General features: G+C 67.1%; 11 protein-coding genes and 6 pseudogenes. 10 read left to right on the top strand and 7 right to left on the bottom strand.

What is annotated here, in order from left to right:
• Positions 1 to 47: 47 nt before the first annotated feature.
• Positions 48 to 1,220: pseudogene (locus ACUDAL_RS11700) on the bottom strand (peptidoglycan-binding protein); the annotation flags it as partial.
• 214 nt (positions 1,221 to 1,434) lie between these two features.
• Here ACUDAL_RS11700 and ACUDAL_RS11705 point away from each other — a divergent pair.
• The 3 genes and pseudogenes from ACUDAL_RS11705 to ACUDAL_RS11715 all read left to right on the top strand — a co-directional run bounded on the left by ACUDAL_RS11705 (position 1,435) and on the right by ACUDAL_RS11715 (position 5,197).
• Positions 1,435 to 2,151 (top strand): murein L,D-transpeptidase catalytic domain family protein, encoded by a 717-nt coding sequence (locus ACUDAL_RS11705; protein ID WP_444678249.1) that lies wholly within the window; start codon positions 1,435 to 1,437, stop codon positions 2,149 to 2,151.
• 270 nt (positions 2,152 to 2,421) lie between these two features.
• Positions 2,422 to 3,773: pseudogene (locus ACUDAL_RS11710) on the top strand (MFS transporter).
• A 272-nt stretch (positions 3,774 to 4,045) separates the two neighbouring features.
• Positions 4,046 to 5,197: a histone deacetylase family protein gene (locus ACUDAL_RS11715; protein WP_444678250.1), complete on the top strand. Its 1,152-nt coding sequence runs from the start codon at positions 4,046 to 4,048 to the stop codon at positions 5,195 to 5,197.
• On the opposite strand, the gene ACUDAL_RS11720 is transcribed toward ACUDAL_RS11715, so the two are convergent.
• Positions 5,191 to 6,456 (bottom strand): phospholipase D-like domain-containing protein, encoded by a 1,266-nt coding sequence (locus ACUDAL_RS11720; protein WP_444678251.1) that lies wholly within the window; start codon positions 6,454 to 6,456, stop codon positions 5,191 to 5,193. The two genes, ACUDAL_RS11715 and ACUDAL_RS11720, sit on opposite strands and share 7 nt — an antisense overlap.
• Positions 6,457 to 6,656: 200 nt before the next feature.
• On the opposite strand from ACUDAL_RS11720, the gene ACUDAL_RS11725 reads away from it, so the two are divergent.
• Both ACUDAL_RS11725 and ACUDAL_RS11730 read left to right on the top strand, forming a co-directional pair.
• Positions 6,657 to 7,079, top strand: coding sequence for a GFA family protein (locus ACUDAL_RS11725; protein ID WP_444678252.1), 423 nt, complete (start codon positions 6,657 to 6,659; stop codon positions 7,077 to 7,079).
• Between the two features lie 84 nt (positions 7,080 to 7,163).
• Positions 7,164 to 7,643, top strand: coding sequence for a peroxiredoxin (locus ACUDAL_RS11730; RefSeq protein WP_444678253.1), 480 nt, complete (start codon positions 7,164 to 7,166; stop codon positions 7,641 to 7,643).
• 61 nt (positions 7,644 to 7,704) lie between these two features.
• Here ACUDAL_RS11730 and ACUDAL_RS11735 read toward each other — a convergent pair whose 3' ends face one another.
• The 3 genes and pseudogenes from ACUDAL_RS11735 to ACUDAL_RS11745 all read right to left on the bottom strand — a co-directional run bounded on the left by ACUDAL_RS11735 (position 7,705) and on the right by ACUDAL_RS11745 (position 12,607).
• Complete coding sequence (locus ACUDAL_RS11735) at positions 7,705 to 8,769, bottom strand: AI-2E family transporter (RefSeq protein WP_444678254.1); 1,065 nt, start codon at positions 8,767 to 8,769, stop codon at positions 7,705 to 7,707.
• 127 nt (positions 8,770 to 8,896) lie between these two features.
• Positions 8,897 to 9,859 carry a uroporphyrinogen-III C-methyltransferase gene (gene cobA / locus ACUDAL_RS11740; RefSeq protein ID WP_444678255.1) on the bottom strand — a complete coding sequence of 321 codons (963 nt, stop codon included), beginning with the start codon at positions 9,857 to 9,859 and terminating at the stop codon, positions 8,897 to 8,899.
• Positions 9,819 to 12,607 (bottom strand): annotated as a pseudogene (locus tag ACUDAL_RS11745) (nitrate reductase). The gene cobA and the pseudogene ACUDAL_RS11745 overlap by 41 nt, the downstream one beginning before the upstream one ends.
• Positions 12,608 to 13,194: 587 nt before the next feature.
• Here ACUDAL_RS11745 and ACUDAL_RS11750 point away from each other — a divergent pair.
• From ACUDAL_RS11750 to nirD, 5 genes and pseudogenes are all read left to right on the top strand, one after another.
• On the top strand, positions 13,195 to 13,815 hold the full coding sequence (locus ACUDAL_RS11750) for an ANTAR domain-containing response regulator (protein WP_444678256.1): 621 nt from the start codon (positions 13,195 to 13,197) through the stop codon (positions 13,813 to 13,815).
• Positions 13,812 to 14,851, top strand: a pseudogene (locus ACUDAL_RS11755) (CmpA/NrtA family ABC transporter substrate-binding protein). Before ACUDAL_RS11750 ends, ACUDAL_RS11755 begins: the two are co-directional and overlap by 4 nt.
• 266 nt (positions 14,852 to 15,117) lie before the next feature.
• The gene (locus ACUDAL_RS11760) at positions 15,118 to 16,446 is read left to right on the top strand and encodes an NAD(P)/FAD-dependent oxidoreductase (protein ID WP_444678257.1); all 1,329 of its coding nucleotides are present in this window, start codon (positions 15,118 to 15,120) and stop codon (positions 16,444 to 16,446) included.
• Positions 16,443 to 18,964 (top strand): annotated as a pseudogene (gene nirB / locus ACUDAL_RS11765) (nitrite reductase large subunit NirB). Before ACUDAL_RS11760 ends, nirB begins: the two are co-directional and overlap by 4 nt.
• Positions 18,965 to 19,035: 71 nt before the next feature.
• Positions 19,036 to 19,407, top strand: a complete 372-nt coding sequence (gene nirD / locus ACUDAL_RS11770; RefSeq protein ID WP_444678258.1) for a nitrite reductase small subunit NirD — start codon at positions 19,036 to 19,038, stop codon at positions 19,405 to 19,407.
• An 85-nt stretch (positions 19,408 to 19,492) separates the two neighbouring features.
• Here nirD and ACUDAL_RS11775 read toward each other — a convergent pair.
• A pseudogene (locus ACUDAL_RS11775) lies at positions 19,493 to 19,977 on the bottom strand (VOC family protein).
• A 356-nt stretch (positions 19,978 to 20,333) separates the two neighbouring features.
• A complete protein-coding gene (locus tag ACUDAL_RS11780) occupies positions 20,334 to 20,912 on the bottom strand; it encodes a flavin monoamine oxidase family protein (RefSeq protein WP_444678259.1) in 579 nt (192 codons plus the stop codon).
• Positions 20,913 to 21,226: the final 314 nt, after the last annotated feature.

Genomic DNA, 21,226 nt, shown 5'->3' on the forward strand with positions numbered 1-21,226 from the left:
ATCTCGCGCGGGTCCAGCGGTTCGCCGGCAGGACTCAGCACGCGGATATTTTCCCTGATCAGGTAGCCGAGGTCCTCGCGCACCCGCGGCAGCACGTCTTCGCGGCGAATGGTCGGCGGTATCGTCCAGGTCGGATTCACCGTCATGTGGGTGATCTCCGAGCGCAGCGAGGGCGTGTGGCGATAGGGCGTGCCGACCACGATGCGCGAGCGCCACACCTCGCCGTTGGGGCGAAAATAGCTCAGCCGGTAGCCGGCGATATCCACCAGCACGTAGGCCTCCGGCAGGCCGTGCAGCAGCCAGCGGGCGCGCTCCATGTTGAGGCGGATCTCATCGATGCGCCGCTCCACCGGCACGTTGAGCGCGGCCCGGGTCTGGCGCCCGACGATCCCATCCGGCTCCAGCAGGTGGCGCCGCTGAAAGCGCTTCACCGCCGCTTCGAGCCGGGCATCGTAGCGGCGCGGGTCGGGTGCCTCGAGCTCGGCGCCGGGAAAGGCGGTGGTATCGGCGGCCATCACCTCCAGCTCGCCTACCACGGCCAGGCGCTCGCGCAGCAGCGCCACGTCGTCGTCGATGTCACCCGGACGCAGGGCGCGCTCGCGCTCCGGCAGCTGTGGCCAGCCTCCCAGCCGTTCGATGTTGCGATAGCGGGCAAGCCCCGAGCGCAGCCGCTCGTAGGGGGCATAAGGTGGGCGGGCCGCGGCCAGCACCTGCTCGAAGCGCTGGGCATCCAGCGCGCGCGCAATCAGCGCCAGATCCAGGTCGGGCGCCTCGACCGGCACCTCCCAGCCCGTGCCGAGCGAATGCGGGTCAACCTTGCCGCGCTGCAGGTGCGTCAGGGCCGTGAGCAGCACCCGGCTGGCATCGAGATCGAACTGGGCCTGGAGCACCTCGCTGCCATGCTCGCCATAGGCGTGGCGATGCCCCGCCTTGAGGGCTTCCGGGCGGTAGTCCTGGGGCGAGAGTCCATCGCTGTCGAGGGTGTGCAGAGCCGAGGTGAAGGCCGCCACCGTCTCGCCATCATGCCAGGCCGGGCGATAGGCACGCTGGGCATACCATGCCTGCATTAAGACGTCTTCCGACGCCACTAGCCGCGCCAGCTCAGCCGCCAGCGGCGCCTCCACGGACGCATCGGGCGTAGCGTTCTCCTCGGCCCAACTTGCACCGACCGAGCCTAGCAGCCACAGCAGCATGCCCATCCAGGCAATTGCACGCATCATTTCCTCCTGCTCCGTTGATTCCGCGCCTGGCGTTCCCGGCCGTCCTCTTCATAATAGTGGCGGTTCCGCGGGGCGCTTGGAAGCGGCCCGGCGGCCTTTTGCCCAAGCCGCCCACGGCTTTCCGCAGCCGGCGGCACGATGACGCTTCAGGTGCCTGACGATGCGAATCCAAACCCGCTCCCGCTTGACCCGCTCTTTCTCGACCCGTGCACGCTTGGCCCGCTCTTTCTTAACCCGCTCGGCCCTGCCCCTGGCCCTGCTGGTCGTGCCGCTTGCCACCCAGGCAGGCACCTTCCTGGCCCAGGCCACGCTGGACGCTACGCCGCAGGCACGGCTAGCCACCAGCCTGGCACAGCTGGCCCCCGGCGCCGACCCGCAGGTGCTCACCCTTGCCGCCAATGCCATGGCCTGCGCCGACCCCCAGGCCGAACGGCTGGCGGTCATCGACTTCTCGCGGCCTTCGGTGGAGCCGCGCCTGTGGGTGTTCGATCTTGCCGAAGAGCGTCTGCTGTTCGAGGAACTGGTCTCCCACGGGCGCGGCTCGGGCGATGCCGAAGCAACGATATTCTCCAACACTCCGGAGAGCTACCAGTCGAGCCTCGGCCTGTTTCGCACGCTGAACAGCTACTACGGGCGCAACGGCTACTCGCTGCGTCTGGAAGGGCTGGAGGCAGGCGTCAACGATCTGGCCTACCAGCGCGCCATCGTGATCCACGGCGCCGACTACGTCAGCGAGGAGTTCATTCGCCAGACCGGGCGGCTCGGGCGCAGCCACGGCTGCCCGGCGGTACGCCAGGAAGTCACCTACCCGCTGATCGACAGCCTCAAGGAGGAGCACTACCTGTTCGCCTATTACCCGGACCAGGCCTGGCTCGAAGGCTCCGCCTTCCTCCGCTGCGACCGCGCCGACCGCCAGCTGGCCATGAACTGACCGGGACCGGCGGCGGCACCAGCGCGGGGCGCCGGCGTGCGGCGCTGCACCATGGCTGTGCTCCTCCGCGGCATGGCCTGGCGCCCGCTTTCGCCACATTCCTTCGCAACTCCTTGTCCCCCTCGCCTATCGCTAAATTGGCAAATGAATTGCCTGATCCAGGTCAACCACTGGTAGACGTGGACCAGGCTCCCCAGGAGTACGAGTGCGTCAGACCTGACCTTCAACGGAGAAGGACAACCCCATTTCTCATCCGTATGAGGTCTGCCCATGGAACTGCGTAACAAGGCCAACAGGATTCGCCTGCTCAGCCTGAGCACGCCGCAGATGCGTGCCTTCCACTTCTCCTGGTTTGCCTTTCATATCTGCTTCTTCGGCTGGTTCGGCATCGCCCCGCTGATGGCGGTGGTGCGCGAGGACCTGGCGCTGACCCAGACCCAGATCGGCAACACCATCATCGCCTCGGTGCTGATCACGGTGGTGGTGCGCATGGCCATCGGCGTGCTGTGCGACCGCATCGGCCCGCGCAAGACCTACACCGGCCTACTGCTGCTCGGCTCCGTGCCGGTGATGAGCATCGGCTTCGCCAACAGCTTCGAGACCTTCCTGCTGGCGCGCCTGGCCATCGGGGCGATCGGCGCCGCCTTCGTCATCACCCAGTACCACACCACCATGATGTTCGCGCCCAACGTGGTCGGCACCGCCAACGCTACCAGCGCCGGCTGGGGCAACCTGGGCGGCGGCACCACCCAGATCGTGATGCCGCTGATCTTCTCCGGGCTGCTGATGCTCGGGGTCAGCGAAACCCTCGGTTGGCGGCTAGCGATGGTGGTACCGGGCGTGGTGATGTTCGTGACCGGCATCGGCTACTGGCTGTTCACCCAGGACGCACCCAACGGGAACTTCGACGAACTGCGTGCGCGCGGCGAGCTGCCGCCGGCCAACGGCGAGCACGGTGCCGGCAAGAGCTTCATGGCCGCCGCCAAGGACATCCGCGTGTGGGCGCTGTTCGTGGTCTATGCCATCTGCTTCGGCGTCGAGCTGACCATCAACAACATCGCCGCCATCTATTTCTTCGACCACTTCGACCTGACGCTGGCCACCGCCGGCATGATCGCCGGCCTGTTCGGCCTGATGAACGTGTTCGCCCGCACCCTGGGCGGCGTCTTCTCCGACCTGTTCGCCCGCAACGGCGGGCTCAAGGGCCGGGTGCGCTGGCTGTTTATCGCCTTGATCTGCGAAGGCATCGCGCTGGTCGCCTTTTCGCAGATGCACGTGCTGTCGTACGCCATCGGCATCATGCTGGTATTCAGCCTGTTCGTTCAGATGGCCGAAGGGCCACCTACGGCGTGGTGCCGTTCATCAACAAGAAGGCCCTGGGCGCAGTGGCCGGCATCGTCGGGGCCGGCGGCAACGCTGGCGCGGTGGCCGCGGCCTTCCTCTTCCGCTCCGAGGCGATCACCTACCAGCAGGGGCTGTTCTACCTCGGCCTGGTGGTGCTGGTACTGGCCTCGTGCGCGCTGCTGGTGCGCTTCAGCGACGAGACAGAGGCCGAGGAGGCCAAGGCCTACCGCGAGGCCATGGGCGAGGACACCGGCGCCGGCGCGCTGTCGCTGCGCTAGCCTCTGGCAGCGCTGCGTTGCCCCTGACAACCGCCGCCTTCGGGCGGCGGCTGGCGTATTGCCCATGTATACCGACAGCCGTACGAAAATTTTCATCTGGCCACTAATACGCGAAGACAAACGGGCCACCGACGGGTGGCTCGTTTGCCAGTACTAACCACGTAGCACCCATCCGCCGACACGCCTAAGGGCAGCCAACCAGGCGGTCCCGCAAGCGTTGGCAAAGAGACTATGCTGAAGGCTACCGAGAGCTGCCCCGCATGGAGCTGTGTGTGGCCGAGCCCAATAGCATCATTGCCTTCTACGACGAACGCGTCCTCTCCCACCAGCCGGATGGCGAAGCCTCCTTCCTGCCCGGCCGCATGGATCGCCGAATACGTCAGCGACTTTCCAGTTTGAACGTTCCGTGGAAATACCCCGAGCATGCCGGCCGACTGACAGCCATTCGCCACCTGCTAGAAATCGAACCGGTAGCCGGCCTCATCTTCGAGGGCGGCAAGGCTGCCACACGGGAGCAGCTGGCGCGCGTCCATACCAGCTCCTATCTCAGTCACATCTTCGAATTGTGCGGCAAGAATGCTTGGCTCGACGTTGATACCACAGCCGTATCGCCCGGCAGCATCGAGGCTGCCGAAGTGGCCGCCGGTACCGCGGTCACAGCAGTCGAGGCCGTGCTGAACAGCCGCTGCGAGAGTGCCTTCGCCCTAGTCCGCCCGCCAGGCCATCATGCCGAGCCGGCCCGGGCCCGAGGCTTCTGTCTACTCAACAACGTCGCGGTGGCCGCAACATATGCACAGGCCGAGTGGGGCTGCCAGCGAGTCATGATCGTAGATTGGGACGCCCACCACGGCAACGGCACTCAGGACATCTTTTATGCTGACCCCAGCGTGCTGTTCTTCGACATACACCGGGCATCGCCCTTCTACCCGGGCACGGGGCGACTGGAAGAAACCGGCGCCGGGTTAGGGGAAGGCACCACGGTCAACGTACCACTGCCCGCCGGCGCTGGCTACCAGGCCTATCTTAAGGCCTTCAACGAGATTCTGGTGCCGGCTGCCGACTGGTTCGAACCGGAGCTGCTGCTGGTCTCGGCAGGCTTCGACCCGCACCCCTTCGACTTGGCCATGAACGTCTCCTTCGAAGGGTTTGCCGCCATGGCCGGCATCCTGCAGCAGGTAGCGCGTCGCCATTGTCTGGGGCGCCTGGTTTTCGTGCTCGAAGGAGGCTATCACCTGCTGTCGCTCTCCCGCGGGGTCAAGACGGTTCTCGACGTACTGGCTGGGGGCAGCGTCTCCCCACCAGGTAGCGCCGGCATGGATGAGGTCAAGGCAGCGGCCGAATTTCACCTTCCGGCCTTTGCCACAGAAGCGCCCTGCCCGACCACACAACACACCCCAAACACGGATGCTCCCGATACTCAATAGTGCGCCCCGGCGATCATGCTCACCCAGCCAGCCAGCCGCTTGTGCCAAGGACGCTCTTCCCAACGCGCCAAGGTGAAGGGGATCGCGTCGTTCAGGTCCTCTTCGACCAGGCCGCGAACGTAGCGGGCGAAGTCCTCGTCGTAGATGTTGACGTTGCCCTCCTTGTTGATGCGAAAGGAACGGTTGTCGATGTTGGTCGAGCCGATACTGGCCCAGCGGTCGTCAATGCTGATCAGCTTGGCGTGATACATCGACGGCTGGTACTCGTAGATCTCCACACCTGCTTCAAGCATGGGTCGCCAGCGGTTGATCGAGGCCTGCCTGACGAAGCCATAGTCGATGCTGTCGCCAGGCAGCAGGATGCGCACCTCGACACCTCGCTCTGCCGCCTCGGTAAGGGCCTCGAGGAAGCTTGGATCGGGGTAGAAATAAGCGGAGGAGATGGTGATGCGCTCCTGGGCAGCGGCGACGGCGTACTTGAACATCATGCGGATGCGATGCATGCCTTCACGGGGCTTGCTGCTGACCATCTGCATGCGCAGCTCGCCCTGGGGTTCAAGCTCGGGAAAATACGCCTCGCCATGCAGTAGCTCGCCGCTTGCCTCGAGCCAGACCTCGGCGAAAGCGCCCTGCATGTTGCCCACCACGGGGCCGGTAATGCGAAAGTGATGATCGCGGTAGCCCGGCTCGTCGTCATCCGGCAGCCAGCTGTCGGTCACGTTGGCGCCCCCGGTAAAGCCGATTTGGCCATCGACGATCAGCAGCTTGCGGTGGGTGCGGTGGTTGAACTGCGGCAGCTGGTACCAGGAGGGCTCGCGCCAGCGAATCACCTCGACGCCGGCCTCTTCCATGCGCTTGAGGTGCTCTTCCTCGGCCGGCATGGAGCCGACGAAATCGAGCAGCGCATGCACGGTCACCCCTCGCTGCGCCGCTTCCGCCAAGGCTTCGGCGAAGGCAGCTGCCGCCTTGTCACCAAAGAACTCAAAAACCTCGAAGGAGATGGTGTGCTCTGCCGCAGCGATGGCGGCAAGCTTTGCCGCGTAGATGGCCTCGCCGCCCTCGATATGTTCGATGTGATTACCGTCGAGAATGGGATGGGGCAGGATGTGCTGCAGCGACCTGACGAAGCGGGCGTCTTCGACCCCATAGTCGACTACCACGGGCTCAACCAGCCGCTTGGGCTTGGGGGTCGCGTTGGAAAGAATGACGCCGCCGATCACCAGCAGAATGGCCACCGCCAGCGCAGTCCCGCCAATCAAGCGGCATTTGGTTCGTCGCTTCAAAGTGGCTCCCCTTTTCAACGTCTCTACACACCCTAGCAAACTTGGCCGCCTCTCGACGTTCCTGCCCAGCCGCACCGCGTGGGGCCTGCGTGAAAAGTGGGCGAGTAGCATGGCGCTGATGTGTCTAAACTGCGGAAGTCGATGGAGGCTTTGCCTTGGCACAGCAGGAGACAATCATGAAGGACGGAATGAGTGCGCGTGGTAGCTGCCTGTGCGGCGCCGTGAACGTGGCAGTCGCCACACGCAAGCAGAATGTCGGCGCCTGCCACTGCAGCATGTGCCGCACCTGGGGCGGCGGTCCGCTGCTGGCGCTAGAGTCGGTCAGCGAGGTCCGCATAGAGGGCGAGGAGAACGTGGCGGTCTACGCCTCGTCGGACTGGGCGGAGCGCGGTTTCTGCCAGCGCTGCGGCACGCACCTGTTCTACCGCCTCAAGACCGGCGACCACTACGCCATTCCGGTCGGGCTGGTCGACGGCGGCGAGGCCTGGACCTTCGACACCCAGATCTTCATCGATCAGAAGCCGCCCTATTACCACTTCGCCAACGAGACTCACAACATGACCGGCCAGGAGGTCTTCGACGCTTATCCGGGGACGTGACCGTTGGCAAGCCGCAGACCACCATGTACGGACGGCTTGCGCTACAGTGAGTGACACTCATCAAACCGCAGGAAGGAGCGCTCCATGCCCATCTCCGTAGGCGACAAGATCCCCGATGTCCGGATCAAGACCTGTGGCCCCGAAGGGCCCGCGGATATCGCCACCGGCGAGCTGTTCGCCGGCAAGCGCGTGGTGCTGTTCGGCGTGCCCGGCGCCTTCACCCCTGGCTGTTCGAACACCCATATGCCCGGCTTCGTCGTTCAGGCCGACAAGGTATTGGAGAAGGCCGATATCCTGGCCTGCGTGTCGGTCAACGATGGCTTCGTGATGCGCGCCTGGCAGCAAAGCCAGAATGCCCAGGAAATTCTGATGCTGGCCGACGGCAATGCCGAGTTCACCCGGGCAATCGGCATGGAGAAAGACGCCAGCGAGGCCGGCATGGGGATTCGCAGCGTGCGCTTCGCGCTGATCGCCGATGACGGCGTGGTCAGCTACGTTGGCATCGACACCGAGCGCGGCGTGGTCGACAAGAGCAGCGTCGACACCGTGCTGGCCCAGCTCTAGGCTGCCGCTACCTTATCACCACGCCGGGCTCGCCACGGCCCGGCGCTTCCCCGCCGAACCGCTACTCCTCGTTCTTCTCGCCCAGCACCTCGATGTCGTCACCCAGTACATCGTTGATGTAAAGCGCCTGCAGCGTGACCACCGCCACCACCGCCAGCGGGGTCGACAGAATCACGCCGCCCACCCCGGCCACCGCCGCCCCGGCCAGCTGCACCACCACGGTATAGGCCGGCGGCAGGCGCACCATGCCCTTGGCCGCCAGCGGCATCACCAGGTTGGACTCCAGCGTCTCGACTACGAAGTAGAGCACGATGGCGTAGACCGCCAGCTGAGGCGACTCCAGGAAGGCGATCAGCACGGTCGGGATCGCCCCGATGATCGGCCCCAGGTAGGGAATGAAGGTGAACAGCCCGGCGATTAGCCCCAGGGCACCGGCCATGGGAATGCCAAGAAAGACCAGCCCCAGGGCCACCGAGACCCCCACGAACACCATCGAGACCAGCCGGCTCAGCAGCCACAGGCGCAGCGCGCGCCCCTGCATGCACATCACCTGCTCCAGCCGCGGGCGGTAGGCGGGTGGGCACAGCTGCACCACGTTGCCGATGTACTTCGATGGGCTGAGCACCAGGTAGAAGCCGATCAGCACGATCAGCAGGAAGCTGGCGATGGCGCCGAAGGTGGTGGAGAAGAACCCGGTGAAGCGGTCGATGACGGGCTGGCCGATCAGTTGGGCCGGCTCGTCGACCTCGCGCATCAGCGCATCGAAGCCGGGCAGCTCGCGGACCAGCTCGAGCAGGCGGCTAAACGCCTGAGGCAGCTGTTCGACCAGCTGCGGCAACTGCGACGAAATGCGCGGCCCGATCAGCGCGCCTATGCCAGTCAGCATCAGCACGATCAGCGCCAGCGCCAGCACCAGCGCCCATTGCCGGCCAAGCGGCAGATAGCGCTGACACAACCGCACCGCACCGTCGATGGCCACCGCCACTAGCACCCCGGCGAAGACCAGCAGCATCACGTCGATGAGCTGGCCGGCGAAGTAGATCAGCACCGCCACCAGGCTGGCCAGCCCGATAACGATCAGTACCCGCCGCGTGAACCCCGTAATGGATTGAACGCCATCCTCCATGTCAGCTCCTTGCCGTACCTGCCGATGGGCTTCCTGCCCGCTGTCGAGCGATGTGCTGCCCGCGTGACGGTTGTCATCAGCCTAGACGCTGCGTGCCGTCAGCGTCCAAGTTACGGCAAGGCGCGCCTCAATGGGCGGTGCGACCCGCGTGGCCGGCAGGCGTGGCCATGTGACGCGCCGCGGGGCTGTCGGCCACCATGCGCACCACGCTGCCCACCACGATCAGGCAGGGTGAAGGCAGCGGCGAGGCGGCAAGGCTGGCCGGCATGTCGGCCAGGGTGCCCACCAGCGAGGCCTGCTCGGGCAGGCTGGCGTTGGCCACCAGCATGATCGGCCAGTCGTCGGGCAGCCCGGCATGGCGCAGCCCATTGCAGATGGCATCGACCTTGGTCAGGCCCATGTAGAAGATCAGCGTCTCATCCTGGCGCGCCAGGGTGGCCCAATCGGGCTCGCCATCCTTGCGGCACAGTTGCGCGGTGATGAAGCGCAGCTGCTGGGCGTGGGCGCGGTCGGTGAGCGGAATGCCCATGCCGGCTGCCGCCGCCGAGGCGGCGGTGATGCCCGGCACGATCTCGGCCTGGATGCCGGCCTCGACCAGTGCGGCGAGCTCCTCCCCCATGCGCCCGAAGATACCGGGGTCGCCGCCCTTGAGCCGCACCACCGACTTGCCCTGCCCCGCCAGCTTCACCAGCAGCGCGCCGATCTCCTCCTGGGGCACGCTGTGGTGGCCACGCTCCTTGCCCACGTAGTAGCGCTCGCGGCCGGTGGGAATCAACGCCAGCACGTCGCCACCCACCAGGCGGTCATACACCACCGCATCGGCCTGCTGCAGCAGCCGCGCAGCCTTGAGTGTGAGCAGCTCGACGTCGCCGCTGCCCGCGCCCACCAGGTAGACACGCCCGGCGCGGCAGTCGCCGTCCAGGGTCAGGGTGGGCGCCGGGGTGCCGCGCGTGCCGCCGAACGGCGAGCGTACGAGATGGCCTAGGCTGTGCAGCCGCGACAGGGCCGCATGGCCCAGCGTTCCGGGCAGCTGTGCCTTGAGCCAGGCCTCAGGCGACAGCAGGGTCTTCAGTTGGCTCAGTGCGCGCATGGGCCTTCTCCTCCTCGATAAGCGATTTCAGCTCGGGAATACAGCTACCGCACTGGGTGCCACAGGCCAGCCGGGCGCCCAGCGCCTCGACGCTGTCGTCGCCGTCACGGATGGCTCCCAGAATAGCGCGTTGGCCCACCTGGTGGCAGCTGCATACCACCGGGCCCTGATTGGCGGCGCCGTCGTCGCAGCCGGCCAGCAGGCGACGGCGCTGCGTCGACGCCAGGGCCTGCCCCGCTGCCGCCTCGGCGAAGCGGGCCACCAGCCAGGCCAGGTTGGGCAGCTCCACCGGCGCCCCCGACATGAACCACCAGCGCAGGCGCCCGTGCTCATCGACCCCCGCCGCGCGCAGTCGCCCACTGGCGGGGTCGGTGCACCACAGGGTGGGCGCCACCGGCAGGGTCGCCTCGAGCCAGGCAAGCCAGTCACGCTGGGGCAGGTCCTTATCCTCACTGCTGACGCTACCAACCGCGCCGCGGGCGCTCTGGCCATCACCGGCAAGCTGCCAGCGCTGGGCGGCGCCCAGCGGTATGCGTGCCCAGTAGCGGCTGGCATCGCACCAGTTCGATTCCGCCACGCCCAGGTCGTCGGCCACCAGCAGGGTGGCCTCCCACGCCACCGCCAGCGGCGCCAGCGCCACCGCCCCGTGCTTGGATTCCGGCTGGCCGGAAACGGGATCGACATGCGCCTCGATCAGCGCCCCGGAGAGGGCCGAGCCGCTGAAGTGGCCGCTCCAGTGCATCGGCACGAACACTTCCCCGCGGCGCTGCCCCCGCGACAGCCGCACCCGGCCAACATAGGTGCCACCCACCCCTTCCAGGCGCGCCAGGCCCTGTTCCTCCACCCCCAGCGCGGCGGCATCCTCCGGGGCGATCTCGATGAACGGCTCGGCGCGGTGGTTCATCAGCCGCGGCGCTCGGGCGGTACGGGTCATGGTGTGCCACTGGTCGCGCACGCGCCCGGTGTTGAGCCGCAGCGGGCGCGCCGCGTCCAGCGCCTGGGCCGGCGGGCGCGGGCGCACCGGCACCATCCGCGCCAGGCCGTCGGGCGTGGCGAAGCGGCCGTCGGTGAACAGCCGCGCGGTGCCGTGGGGGGCGTCGGCGTTGACCGGCCACTGGATCGGCGCCAGCGCATCGTAGGCGGCGCGGTCGAGCCCGGCCAGGCCCGAAATGTCGAACAGCCGGCGGCTATCGCCCGGGCCCTTGCCATTCTCGAAGCCCGAGAGCCGGGCATGCTCGTCGAAGATCTCGCACGGATGGGTGTAGGCGAAGGCCTCGCCGAAGCCCAGCCGCCTGGCCACCTCGCACAGCGCCCACCAGTCGTGCCGGGCCTCGCCAGGTGGCGACAGGATGCCGCGCTGGCGTGAGATGCGTCGCTCGGAGTTGGTCACGGTGCCGTCCTTCTCCGACCAGCTCGAAGCCGGCAGCACGATGTCGGCATAGGCCAGCAGATCGGCATTGGCCATGCACTCGGAGACGATCACCAGCGGGCATTTCGCCAGCGCCGCACGCACGCGGTCGGTGCGCGGCAGGCTCACTGCCGGGTTGGTGGCCATGATCCACAGCGCCTGCACCTCACCGCGCTCGATCGCCTCGAACAGTGCCACCGCCTTGTGGCCGGGCCCTTCCGGCAGGCACGGCACCAGCCGCTCGGTGGCCCAGAAGCGTGTGACGCGATCCCGTGCGCCGGGGATGTCATAGTCCATGTGGGCGGCCAGCTGGTTGGCCAGCCCGCCCACCTCGCGCCCGCCCATGGCGTTGGGCTGGCCGGTGATCGAGAACGGTCCCGCCCCCGGCAGGCCGATCTTGCCGCCGGCCAGGTGGCAGTTGATGATGGCGTTGCCCTTGTCAGTGCCGCTGCTCGACTGATTCACCCCTGGGAAAACAGCGTGACCACATGCAGGTGGCTGGCGAACCAGTAGAAGAAGGTTTCCAGACGCTCGGGGTCGAGATCGCAGTCGGCGGCGATGGCCTCCACGTCGGCATCCTGCTCCCGCGCCGCGGCCAGCGCCTCGTCGAAGCCCTGGGTATGCGCCTCCAGATAGATGCGGTCGAGCTTGTTGCGCGCAGCCATCCATGCCAGCAGCCCGGTGAACAGACGGGCGTCGCTGCCCGGCTTGAGCCCCAGGTAGAGGTCGGCGAGCTCGCAGGTATCGGTCACCCGCGGGTCGATCACCACCACCCGCAGCAGCGGGTTGCGCTGCTTGGCCACCTTGAGACGCTGATAGAGCACCGGATGGTTCCAGGCCAGGTTGGAGCCTACCAGCACCACCAGCTCGGCCTCCTCGAGGTCCTCGTAGCTGCACGGCACGGCGTCGGCGCCGAAGGCACGCTTGTGGGCCGCCACCGCCGAGGCCATGCACAGGCGCGAATTGGTATCCAGGTGCGGCGTGCCGAGAAAGCCCTTGAACAGCTTGTTGGCGACGTAATAGTCCTCGGTGAGCAGCTGCCCGGAGAGGTAGGCGGCAATGGCATTGGGGCCGTGGGCGGCACGCGCCTCTTTCAAGCGGCCGGCCACCGCATCCAGCGCGGTGTCCCAATCGCTCTCCACGCCGTCGACGATGGGCCGGGTCAGACGACCGCCATGACCCAGCGTCTCGTGCAGGGCCGAGCCTTTCACGCACAGGCGGCCGAAGTTGGCCGGATGCTGCGGATCGCCCTGCACGTCGACGATTTCGCCGTTCTCGACGCTGGCCACCACGCCACAGCCAACGCCGCAGTAGGGGCAAGTGGTTCGGGCCTCGCGCATGTCGCTCTCCTGTCATTGCTGTCGAAACGACGACGCCCGCCACTGCCGCCCCCAAAGGGCGGCGGTGGCGGGCGTCGTTGCCATGGGAAGCGCGGCTCTGCGCTCACCTGTGTCAGGATTAAACCTGACGTATGCCATGCTTTAAGCAGAAAACGTGCCATCGAGCGGCTTCAACCGAGTGTTTCAGTCAGATATGGCCCCTCGCCCGGCGGCACACCGCAGCCCGCGGCGTGATGCGAGGGGGTCATGGCGCACCATCGGTCGGCAGCGGCGGCCGCCGATGCACCCGCATGGTGCATCCGTGTCGGGGATTCCACCGTGCTGCCTTCACCCGGCGCTCTACCGTCCTCATCGAGTCCTCACCCTCACCTATCCCCTTACATCCTCAAGATCCCGGCCAGTTTCCTGACCATCGGCAGCTCCTGTCGCGACTTCTGGTCATACGTCGGCCAGCAGCGCGCAGGCAAACACCTGTCGTATGCCATGCCAGGCCGAAAAGGTCGCAGCTGGAATATTTCTTGCTAGGGTTGGGCTATGCAGCGCCTAGCCCCTCAGCCCGACACGAGCGACTCTCTATGCCTTCTCCCTTGAACATTCTGCTGGTCGACGACGAGATGGTGCGGGCCGCCATGGTCGAGGAGGCGTTGATGGCCGAAGGACACCAGGTCATCTGCCGGCTCGCCAGCCCCGCCAACCTCAACGAGATGGTCGAGCGATACCAGCCCGACGTGGTGATCATCGACATGGAGAGCCCCGACCGCGACACCCTGGAGAGCATGGCCCTGCTCAACCGCGAGAACCCGCGGCCGGTGGTGTTCTTCGCCGACCAGCACGACTCCGACATGCTCAAGGCCGCGCTCAAGGCCGGGGTCAGCGCCTACGTGGTCGACGGCCTGGTGCCGGAACGCGTGGAAGCCATCGTCGAGGTGGCCATTGCCCGCTTCGACGCCTTCCACAGCATGCGCCAGGAACTCGACAAGGCGCGCAGCCAGCTGGCCGAGCGCAAGCGCATCGAGCGCGCCAAGGGCCTGTTGATGAAGCACCAAGACTGCGACGAAGAGCAGGCCTACCGCATGCTGCGCAAGCTGGCCATGGACCGCGGCCAGCGCATCGCCGACGTTGCCGACAGCGTCGTCGACGTGCTTGGCCGCCTGAATACGTCATCGCCCCAGGGGCGATCCGCCGACAAACGGGAACCCCGCTCATGAGCCCGACGCACCCTTACGCCGCCACCCCGGAACGCACCTGCCTCAACGCTTGGCTTCGTGCCCTGCTCGATGCCGCCCTGCTGGTGGTGGCCCGCGAACGCGGCTGCTTCGCCGACCAGGGGCTGGAGGTAAACCTCTCGCGCGAGAACGCCTGGAGCACCCTGCGCGACAAGGTCGCCGCCGGCCTGCTCGACGGCGCCCAGATGCTTGCCCCCATGCCGCTGGCCATGAGCCTGGGGCTTGGCCGAGCGCCCTGTGACACCCTGGCCCCGTTGCTGCTCAGCCGCAACGGCAACACACTGACGCTCTCCACCCGGCTGAGCGAGGCGTGCGGCGCCGAGCTGGCCGACGACCCCGCCACCAGCGCCATGGCGCTGGGCGACTGGCTGCGCCGCCAAGGCAGCGCCCCCGCCCGCGCCTGGCCATGGTCTACCCCTACGCCTGCCAGCACTATCAGCTGCGCGACTGGCTCGACCTGGGCGACATCACCCCCGAACGCGACGTGGAACTGGTGGCCATGCCGCCGCCACGCATGGTGGAAGCGCTGCGCATCGGCCAGATTGACGGCTTCTGCGCCGGGGAACCCTGGGGCACCCTGGCGCGCCACTGCGGCGTGGGCCGGCTGGCGGCCACCGGCGCCCAGCTGTGGCCCGACCACCCCGAGAAGGTGCTCGGCGTGACGCGCTCGTGGGCCGAACGCTACCCGGCCACCCTGGCCGCCCTGCTGCGCGCCCTGGCGGCGGCCAGTGTGTGGCTGGCCGACTCACCGGAGCATCGCCGCCAGGCCCTGGCCTGGCTGGCGCTGCCGCCCTACCTCGACCGCTCGGTGCGCCACCTGGAAACGCTCGACCTCGATACCGCACCGATTCACCAACGCTTCTACGGTGCCGGCATGCTGCGCCCCACGCCGCAGGATGCCCAGCACTTCGCCAGTCCCATGGCGCGCCAGCTGGAAGCTGCCGGTGACACCTTCGATCCCGCCAGCGTCGCGGCATGCTACAGCCCTGTGCATTTCGATGCTGCCATGCACCACTGATGTGCAGCCCCGGCCGGAGGCGGCACTCCGGCCCACCCCAACCATACTAGTAAACCAATGAAAAAAGAATTAACCTTCTTTTTAAGGCACCCTGGCCAGGTTCTTGAAACCATCTGGGCATAACGCGATCAACGGCGATCGCTCGCATGACTGGACAACGACGTCTCTGCGCCCCCGGCTCGATCCTCGCATCGACAGGGCAAGCGCCGAGGCGTCGTTGCGTTTTGTCTCCGTCATCACGACGCGCAGCGAAAGGAGGTGTTCGCATGCCCCAGCGACATCCCGAGAGTTCCGCCATTGAGCACCTGGTCATCGTCGGCAACGGCATGGCCGGCCACCGCCTGGTGGAAGCGCTCCTGGCCCGGCCCGAGCGGCCCGCCACGATCACCGTGATCGGTGCCGAATCCGCGCCGGCCTACAACCGCATCCTGCTCTCGCCGCTGCTGGCCGGCGAAATGGACAAGCGCGACCTTACCCTGCGCGGCGCCGAGTGGTACGCCGAACACGGCATCGAGCTGATCCTCGGCGAACGGGTGGAGCAGATCGACCGCTGCGCCCAACGGCTGACCACCGGCGCCGGACGCGAGCTCGCCTATGACCGCCTGGTGCTGGCCACCGGCTCAAACCCGGCCCGCCCGCCGGTGCCGGGGCTGGAGCTACCCGGTGTGCACGTGTTCCGCGACCTGCACGACGCCGACGCCCTGGCGCGCGCCGCCCAGCGTGGCGGAAGCGCCGTAGTGATAGGCGGCGGTCTGCTTGGCCTGGAGGCGGCGGAAGGGCTGCGCAAGCGCGGCATGCAGGTGAGCCTGCTGCAGCGCGACGACCGCCTGATGAACCGCCAGCTCGACCTCACCGCCGCCCGGCTGCTGGAAAGCGAGCTGCGCGGGCGCGGGCTCGACATTCACACCGACGCCCAGCTCGAGCGCCTGGAAGCCAATGCCGAAGGCCAGGTATGCGCTGCCCTGCTCGCCGACGGCACCCGTCTGGCCGCGGACTGCGTGGTGGTGGCCATCGGCATCGTGCCCAACGCCACGCTGGGGCGCGACGCCGGCCTCGACACCCAACGCGGGGTGATCGTCGACGAGTGGCTCACCACCAGCGACCCGGCCATTCACGCCCTGGGCGAATGCTGCGAGCACCGCGGCAACCTCTACGGCCTGGTCGAGCCGATCTGGCGCCAGGTCGAGGTGCTAGCCGACAAGCTGTGCCGCTCTGACGCCGAGCGCTCTGATGCCAACAGTGCCCAGGGCTACGTCGAGAAACCGACCGCCACCAAGCTCAAGGTAAGCGGCATCTCGCTCTACGCCTTCGGCCCCACCGAGGCCGAGCCCGACCACGACGTGCTGAGCTACCGCGACCCCCAGCAGGGCGACTACCGCCGCCTGCTGCTGCGTAACGGCCGCCTGGAAGGCGCCGTGCTCTACGGCGACACCGCCGCCGGCCCCTGGTACTTCGAACAGGCCCTGGCCGGGCGCGACCTCACCGCCTGCCGCGCCGCGCTGCTGCTTGGTGCCGCCGACGCCCAGGCCCTGCTCGACGACGCCGCCGAACACGCCCACGAATCACCGCACAGCCCCGCGAAGGAGGCCGCATGAACACGCCCAAGCAGAACCTGATCATCATCGGCAACGGCATGGTCGGCCACCACCTGGTCGAGCAGTTGGTCGAACAGGGCGCCACCGCGCGCTACGCCATCACCGTGTTCGGCGAAGAGCGCCACCTGGCTTACGACCGCGTGCACCTCTCGGAGTACTTCAGCGGCCGCGACGCTGCCTCACTCGCGCTTTCCACCGCCGACTACTACGCCGAGCACGGCATCGCGCTGCGCCTTGGCGAAGCGGTGAGCGCGATCGACCGCGACGCCGGCGAAGTGGTGACCGACCAGGGCCGCCACCGCTACGACCGCCTGGTGCTGGCCACCGGCTCCTACCCCTTCGTGCCGCCGATTCCCGGCAACGAGCGCGAGGGCTGCCTGGTCTACCGCACCCTGGAAGACCTCGACGCCATCCGCGACGCCGCTGCAAGCGCCTCTACCGGCGTGGTGGTGGGCGGCGGCCTGCTCGGCCTGGAAGCGGCCAACGCCCTGCGCGGGCTGAACCTCGATACCGCCGTGGTGGAGTTCGCCCCGCGCCTGATGCCGATGCAGGTGGACAGCGAAGGTGGCGAACTGCTGCGCGAGAAGATCGAGTCGCTCGGCGTGCAGGTGCTCACCGGCCGCGCCACCCAGGAGATCGTCGACGGCGAGGCCAGCCGCCACCGCATGGTGTTCCAGGACGGCAAGGTGCTGGAAACCGACCTGATCGTCTTCTCCGCCGGCATTCGCCCGCGCGACGAGCTGGCCCGCGACTGCCGCCTGGAGCTTGGCGAACGCGGCGGCGTGGTGATCGACGACCGCTGCCTCACCAGCGACCCGGCGATCCTCGCCGTCGGCGAAGTGGCGCTGTGGAACAACAGCATCTTCGGCCTGGTCGCCCCCGGCTACCAGATGGCCAAGGTGGCCTGCGCCACCCTGCTGGCCGGCGAGGGCAAGGCCAGCGAAACCTTCAAGGGCGCCGACATGAGCACCAAGCTCAAGCTAATGGGGGTCGACGTGGGCTCCATCGGCGACGCCCACGGCGACCGCACCCCAGGCGCGCGCATGTTCCGCTTCCTCGACCCGCTCAAGCAGCAGTACCGCAAGCTGGTGGTCTCCAGCGACGGCAAGCGCCTGGTCGGCGCCATGCTGGTGGGCGACAACAGCGTCTACGACACCCTGCTGCAGTACTACGCCAACCGCATCGAACTGCCCGCCGACCCGGCCTCGCTGATCCTGCCCGCCGGCAGCGGCGCCGCCCCGCGCTGGGGCCCGACGCCTTACCCGATACGGCCATGATCTGCTCGTGCCACAACGTCACCAAGGCGGACGTGTGCGCCTCCATCGACGGCGGCGCGGTGGATCTCGGCGCAGTGAAAGGCGAGACCCGCGCCAGCACCGGCTGCGGCGGCTGTGCCGCCCTGCTCAAGACCCTGGTGGATCACGAACTCGAAAGCCGCGGCGTGGAGGTCGACAAGTCGATCTGCGAACACTTCGCCCATACCCGCCAGGAGCTCTACGACATCGTCCGGGTGGAGGGCATCAAGACCTTCAGCGAGCTGATGGAGAAGCACGGCAACGCCGAGACCCACGGCCTGGGCTGCGATATCTGCAAGCCGGCCGCGGCCTCGATCCTGGCCTCCTGCTTCAACGAGCCGATCACCGACGCGGCCCACATTCCGCTGCAGGACACCAATGACACCTTCATGGCCAACATGCAGAAGAACGGCACCTACTCGGTGGTGCCGCGCATCGCCGGCGGGGAGATCACCCCCGACAAGCTGGTGGTGCTGGGCCAGGTGGCGCAGAAGTATTCGCTCTACACCAAGATCACCGGCGGCCAGCGCATCGACCTGTTCGGCGCCCGCCTAGAGGACCTGCCGGCGATCTGGGGCGAGCTGATCGAGGCCGGCTTCGAGACCGGCCACGCCTACGGCAAGTCGACCCGTACCGTGAAGTCCTGCGTGGGCAGCACCTGGTGCCGCTACGGCGTGCAGGACAGCGTCGGCATGGCGATCGAAATCGAGAACCGCTACAAGGGCCTGCGCGCCCTGCACAAGCTCAAGTTCGCCGTGTCCGGCTGCACCCGCGAGTGCGCCGAGGCCCAGAGCAAGGACGTCGGCGTGATCGCCACCGAGAACGGCTGGAACCTGTACGTGTGCGGCAACGGCGGCATGCGCCCCCGCCACGCCGAGCTGTTCGCCACCGACCTCAGCGACGAGGCGCTGTTCCGCACCATCGACCGCTTCCTGATGTTCTACATCCGCACCGCCGATCGCCTGCAGCGCACCTCGGTGTGGCGCGAGAACCTGGAAGGCGGCCTGGACTACCTCAAGCAGGTGATCCTCGAGGACAGCCTCGGCATCGGCGAGGAGCTGGAGCGGCAGATGCAGGCCGTGGTCGACACCTACGAGTGCGAATGGGCCAACGCCATCAGCGACCCGGAGAAGCTCAAGCGCTTCCGCAGCTTCGTCAACGACGCCCGCCCGGACCCGGACATCATCACCACCAGCGAGCGCGGCCAGCTTAGGCCAGCCTAAGGAGAGTGGCGGCGCCCAGCGCGCCGCCCTTCCCTGACCGCTACTGGCATAAAAGATCAAAAGGATTCGAAATGAGCACAGCAACTGCGGCCAAGACCATGACCCAGACCTGGCAAACCCTCTGCACCCACGCCGACCTGGTGCCCTACTCCGGCATTGCCGCCTGGGTGGAAACCGCCGAAGGCCCGGCCCAGGTAGCCATTTTCTACCTGCCAGGTCACGACCAGGAACTCTACGCCATCGACCACCACGACCCCTTCTCCGGCGCTAACGTCATCGCTCGCGGCATCGTCGGCGACCTCAAGGGCCAGCCCGTCGTCGCCTCGCCGATCTACAAGCAGCACTTCCGCCTGGAAGACGGCCAGTGCCTGGAAGACGAAAGCGTCCGGCTTCGCACCTGGAAGGTGAGCTTCAAGGGCGATGAGGTGTGGATCGAGGCGTGAGGTTGCAGCCCTTAGAAACGAAAAAGCCGCCGACGCTGGGGAAGCGTCGGCGGCTTTAGGTAAGCCCGTTCTCATCTCAACCGCGTCAACCGCGAAACGCAGCCTCGATCTGTGCGATGTCGATTTTCCGCATCGTCATCATGGCGTCGAACGCCCGCTTGGCAGCAGCACGGTCCGGGCTGGTGAAGGCTTTCGTCAGCGCAACCGGAGTAATCTGCCAGGAGATGCCCCACCTGTCCTTGCACCAGCCGCATTGGCTCTCCTCGCCGCCATTACCGACGATGGCGTTCCAGTAGCGATCCGTCTCCTCCTGGTCTTCGGTCGCCACCTGAAACGAGAACGCCTCGCTATGCTTGAACATAGGGCCACCGTTCAGCCCCAGGCACGCCACGCCCAGTACGGTGAACTCGACCGTCAACACGCTGCCTTCCTTGCCCGAGGGAAAATCCCCAGGGCCCGATGCACCGCGTCGAGCGATGAGTCGGGGAAGGTCGCGGCATAGAAACGTGCGGCTTCCTCAGCGCCGCCGTCGTACCAAAGGCAGATCGTGTTCTTCGCTATGGGCTTCATGGTCGGCTCCCTTCTGTGGGTGAATGCTGTGGTGGCAATCGAATGTCGAACGGAGCTGGTCGGAATCGACAGGGGGTAACGTTGTATGTGAGTTGCCACGCTCTTAGCGCCGTCAACTCGACGCACTTGCTGGGCCCGGCTTGCACAGTCGGCTGGCGTACACTTCACACCGCCGACGTGAGCTGCATTCAGTCACGAATCAACGGCTTCGGGAGAGGATCGCGTCGGCGGCACGCTTGCCGGAGCGGAGGGCCCCTCCATGAAGGAACGCCATTCCTGGGCGGACTCTGTGCCGGCCCAGAACACACGTCCGTGTGCTTCGGGAGGTCGGTCGTCGTCGTTCTGTGCGAGGGCGCTTACCGCGGGATAGGCGATCGCCCCCCTCGCGTCCACGGATCGACCGTCCAGTCGTACTCGTCGAACGCGGTGGGCGCAGCGGCTCCTGGCCCGAACAGTCGCGAGAGCGCGGCGAGCACGGTGTCGCGTCGTGCGTCAGGAGGCATGGCGGCGAGCCGACGGTTGGCATCACCGGTGCTGAACCCGATCAGCACGCCTCCCCGATCCGCGCTTCCATCGATCACGAGCTGCAGCGGACCGCGCAGGTCGAACGCGTTGCCGGATGCACCTTCTTCGCGCCAAAAGGCACGATCGTAAGCCGCCACGTACTTTGCGTAGGAACCCATTCGGCTGGCGGTGAGCCGGGCGGCTCGTTCGGCCGGGAGAGGCGGGTCAAAGTTGATCTCCGCTGACCGTGGTGGTGGGCAGGCGACGATGACCCAGGAGCTGCGAATCGTCCCGCCCGTGTGGGTGACGGTCACGGCCCGTGCGGCCTGCTCGATCGCGAGCACGGCGGCGTCGAGCGCCACCGGCTCATGAAGCTCCGCTACAAGACCTGCCGCGAGTTGCTGTGCGCCGCCTTCGATGGTGTCGCGCACGGAGGACAGCGCGGTGAACAGTCCCCGGCGGATTGGAGGTTCTTGATCAGCCAACGTGCTGGAAGGCGTTCGGGATCCTCGCCGATGAGAAGGCTGACCAACAGACTGAAGATATCCCGCGCCATGGGGGTGCGAAACAGTGTATCGCGAAGGGCGGCCGTGGAGACGGCCTCGCCTCGGACGTCGGCTTCGATGGATCGAATCCGCGAGCGAGTCGCGCGGACTCGCCGGTGCAGCCGCAGCATCCCCTGAGTTAGGTCGATGACGACGAGCGGGGGCAGCACGGGCAGTAGCTTGAAAATGCGGTGCCGTCT

Source organism: Halomonas sp. E19 (genome assembly GCF_052439355.1).
GTDB lineage: Bacteria > Pseudomonadota > Gammaproteobacteria > Pseudomonadales > Halomonadaceae > Halomonas.